Consider the following 3,734-nt stretch of genomic DNA (forward strand, 5'->3'; position numbering starts at 1 on the left):
CGGGACTCAGCAGGGGCTCCCGGGTGCGCGCCTCGCGCACTGTCAGTGGCTCCACGGCCAGGCCGCATGTCTGCTGGACTTCCCTCAAGTCCGCGAGCGCGCGCCGGTCCGCCGCGTCGGCCCCCACCGCCAAGGTCGGCGTCGTTAAGTAGCCGGTACCCGCCGGCGGATCCGCGCCGGCGGCACCGGCGTCGAGAGCCGCAGCGAATCCTGGCCACAACCGGGAGGCCTCGAGCATCAGTTCCAGGAGCTGTTCCTCCTGGTAGTGCAGTTCACTCACGGGGGCCAGCATGCCGGCCGCGGCCCAGCTGGCTCCGCTGCCGGGAGCATCATCGATCAGGACCACGGATCGGCCCGAGCGGATGGCCTCGAACGCGATGCCATGGCCGATCACCCCGCCGCCGATCACGGCCACGTCGGCAGTCGTATCCCCCGCGATGATTCCCTCTGCGGTACCGGTCCCTGTGTCACAAACCTGGGCGGCGGCGTCATTTGCGGCTCCGGCTGCACGGCCTGCTCGTGTGCCCATGAAAAATTCCTTCCCTACGCCGGTACTAGCCGGATCAGGTCAAGCGGTCGGCTCTGATGCCCTCTCAGCCGGGCAGCGGCGACATGGCTGCTGCGGGCTCCCGCGGTATGCGCCCAGTTTAGAGGAACTAGGCTGGTCCCATGAGCCAGGACCCTCTCCACACCACCGCCCGCCTCTATCTCTGCACCGACGCCCGCAGGGACCGCGGCGACTTCGAGGACTTCGTGGACGCCGCCTTCGCCGGCGGCGTGGACATCATCCAGTTGCGCGACAAGTCGCTCGAGGCCTCCGAGGAGCTGGAACTGCTGGAGGTCCTGCACACCGCAGCGCAGCGCCACGGGCGGCTGTGGGCCGTCAATGACCGGGCGGACATCGCCTCCCTGTCCGGGGCTCCGGTGTTCCATGTCGGCCAGAAGGACATTTCGCTCGACGCCGCCCGCGGCTTTCTCGGCAAGGATGCCGTGATCGGCCTGTCCACCCACAGCCCGAAGCAGGTGGACGCCGCCATCGCTGCCGCGCCAGGCCGCAAAGGGCTCGATTATTTCTGTGTGGGCCCCGTGTGGGCGACGCCCACCAAGCCCGGACGCGCCGCCGTCGGCCTCGATCTGGTGCGCTACGCCGCCCAGGCGATCGGCGGGGCGGACGCGGAGGGAACCGGCAAGGTCGACGAAAGCGTGCTGCCGTGGTTCGCGATCGGCGGGATCGACCTCAGTAACGTGGAGCAGGTAATCGATGCCGGTGCCCGGCGGATCGTCGTGGTCCGGGCGATCACCGACGCCACTGATCCGGCCCACGCCGCCGGAGCCTTGCTGGCGGCGCTGGACGCCGCCGCATCCTAAGCAGGTCCCCAGCCAGTAATGCCGGCCGGCACTGAATCTATCCGGCGAGACCCAGCTCCGTCATCCGGCGCGCGTGATTCGCTGCGAGTTCGGCTGCCAGGCCGTTGACCAGCGCCCGGGCGCCGGCGTCGTCCAGCCCTGACAGTCCGCCGAGGAACGCGTGCTCGGCGCTGACACGCTGGGCGTGGTTCAGTACTTCCCCCAGCAGACGCCTGGCCCACAACGCCAGGCGCGACGCCAGCCGCGGGTCATCGGCCAGGGCCGCCTTGATGCGCGCCTGCAGCACGGCCGTGGACTCACCGGTGGAGCGGACCTGCCCGATCAACTCACGGGTCGCGGCGTCGACGTACCGGCCCACGACGCCGTAAAAGTCCGCGGCGACCGTGTCGATCACGTAGGCCTTCATGAGGGCCTCGTACCAGTCCGACGGGCGCGTGCGTTCGTGGAAGTGGTCCACCGAGGGCTGGAACGGCAGCATGGCGGCCTCCGTATCCAGGCCCATGTGTTCGAGCCGGATTCGGACGAGTTCGTAATGCTGGAACTCGACCACCGCCATCCTGCCCAGCAACGCACGGTCATGCAGCGTGGGCGAATACCGGGCACTCGAGGACAGCCGCTCGAAGGCGGAAAGCTCGCCGTACGCCAAGACTCCCAGCAGGTCGGCAAGGAAGCTGTTGTAGAGGGCAGGATCGTCCGCAGTTGCGCTCATCATCCAAGACTAATAGCGGAAATCGGGCTACCCTGATTTTCGTGTCACATCATCGCCTGACCCCCAGTGTCCACGAGCAGCAGAACCAGCTTGCCGGGGCACTCAAGGCGTTGCGCACCACGCTGGAACTGCCCGGCCCGTTCCCCGAGGATGTGCTGCGCGACGCGGAGGCGGCGGTGGCCGAGCACAAGCTCCCGGACCTTGACCTCACGCACGTCGAGTTCGTGACTATCGATCCGGCATCGTCCACCGACCTGGACCAGGCCCTGTTTATCGAACGGAGCAACGGCGGCTACAAGGTCTTCTACGCCATCGCCGACGTCCCCTCCTTTGTCGCCCCGGGCGGGGCGCTGGACGCCGAGACCCGGCGCCGCGGCCAGACCTTCTACACCCCGGACGGCCGGATTCCGCTGCATCCGGAGATTATCAGCGAGGCCGCCGGCAGCCTGCTCGCCGGGCAGCTGTGCGCGGCGTTCGTCTGGGAGTTCGAGCTCGACGCCGCGGCAGAGGTCGCCTCGGTCCTCGTGCGCCGGGCACAGGTCCGCAGCCGCGCGAAGCTCAACTACAAAGGCGTCCAGGCCGAGCTCGACGCCGGCACCGCGGCGCCCGTGCTGCAGCTGCTGAAAGAAGTAGGCCTCAAACGGGTGGAACTGGAACGACTCCGCGGCGGCGCGAGCCTGAACATGCCGGAACAGGAGATCCAGCAACTGCCCGACGGCGGCTACCGGATCGTAGCGGCCCCGCCGCTGCCGGTGGAGGACTGGAACGCCCAGATTTCACTCATGACCGGGATGGCCGCCGCGGCGCTCATGCTCCAGGGCAAAGTCGGCATCCTGCGCACCATGCCCGCCCCGGACGAGGCATCACTGCGCCACTTCCACCGGCAGACCCACGCCCTCGGCAAGCCCTGGGACGGGGAAACGCGCTACGGCGAGTACCTGCGGACCCTTGACCCGACGGACCCCCGGCAGCTGGCCATTGTGCATTCGGCCGGGATGCTCTTCCGCGGTGCCGGATACACACCCTTCGACGGCACAGTGCCCAACGCCGCCGTCCAGTCCGCCATCGGCGCCGCGTACGCCCATTCCACGGCACCGCTGCGGCGGCTGGTCGACCGCTTCGTGCTGGTAATCTGTGAGGCCCTGAGCAACGGCACCGAAGTTCCTGCCTGGGCCAGGGCCGCGCTGCCCTCCCTCCCGGCGATCATGGCTACCTCGGACCAGTTGGCGGCAAAACTGGAGCGGCTGGCGCTGGACACCGTTGAGGCGGCCCTGCTCGTCAACCACGTCGGCCAGGAATTCGACGCTGTCGTCATCTCCGGTCCCAAGCCGGCCAAGGGCACCAACGGCACCAGCAACGGCAACGGCGGGAAGACCAACGGCAACGGAAACGGCCCGTCCGGGATCGTCCAGATCGCCGAGCCCGCCGTGACCGCACGCTGCCCCGGCGAGCTGGAACCGGGCACCAAAGTCCGGGTCCGGGTGGTGTCCTCGGACATCGTCACGCGGGAAATCCAGTTGGAGCTCGTGGGCTGACGGCCGGCTATCGGTCCGTTGACGGCCCGCTGGCCGTCCTCACGCCGTCCCCACGCCGTCGCCAGCCAGCGCTCCCGGCCGCCCTCCCGGTCACTTCCCGAGGCGCAATCACCCGCCCAGTC

At 68.9% G+C, this 3,734-nt stretch carries 4 protein-coding genes and 1 riboswitch; of the genes, 2 read left to right on the forward strand and 2 right to left on the reverse strand.

Features of this window, described 5'->3' with window-relative positions; genetic code table 11:
• A partial coding sequence (locus LQV45_RS20435; RefSeq protein ID WP_230008584.1) for an FAD-dependent oxidoreductase occupies positions 1 to 529 on the reverse strand: 529 nt, incomplete at its 3' end.
• Positions 523 to 643: riboswitch (TPP riboswitch) on the reverse strand. (Overlaps the previous gene by 7 nt.)
• A gap of 26 nt (positions 644 to 669) precedes the next feature.
• Between LQV45_RS20435 and thiE the strand changes: the two genes are divergently transcribed.
• Positions 670 to 1,368, forward strand: a complete 699-nt coding sequence (gene thiE / locus LQV45_RS20440; RefSeq protein ID WP_230008585.1) for a thiamine phosphate synthase — start codon at positions 670 to 672, stop codon at positions 1,366 to 1,368.
• 37 nt (positions 1,369 to 1,405) lie between these two features.
• Here the strand turns inward: thiE and LQV45_RS20445 are convergent, their stop codons facing one another.
• Positions 1,406 to 2,080, reverse strand: coding sequence for a ferritin-like fold-containing protein (locus tag LQV45_RS20445; RefSeq protein WP_230008586.1), 675 nt, complete (start codon positions 2,078 to 2,080; stop codon positions 1,406 to 1,408).
• A gap of 38 nt (positions 2,081 to 2,118) precedes the next feature.
• On the opposite strand from LQV45_RS20445, the gene LQV45_RS20450 reads away from it, so the two are divergent.
• Entirely contained in the window at positions 2,119 to 3,612 is a 1,494-nt protein-coding gene (locus tag LQV45_RS20450; protein ID WP_230008587.1) for an RNB domain-containing ribonuclease, read from the forward strand.
• Positions 3,613 to 3,734: the final 122 nt, after the last annotated feature.

The sequence above is a fragment of the Microbacterium sp. Bi128 genome (assembly GCF_918698205.1).

Coding starts and splice junctions, on each gene's coding strand:
- thiE (WP_230008585.1), top strand. CDS start 670: ATGAGCCAGGACCCTCTCCACACCACCGCCCGCCTCTATCTCTGCACC.
- LQV45_RS20445 (WP_230008586.1), bottom strand. CDS start 2,080: ATGATGAGCGCAACTGCGGACGATCCTGCCCTCTACAACAGCTTCCTT.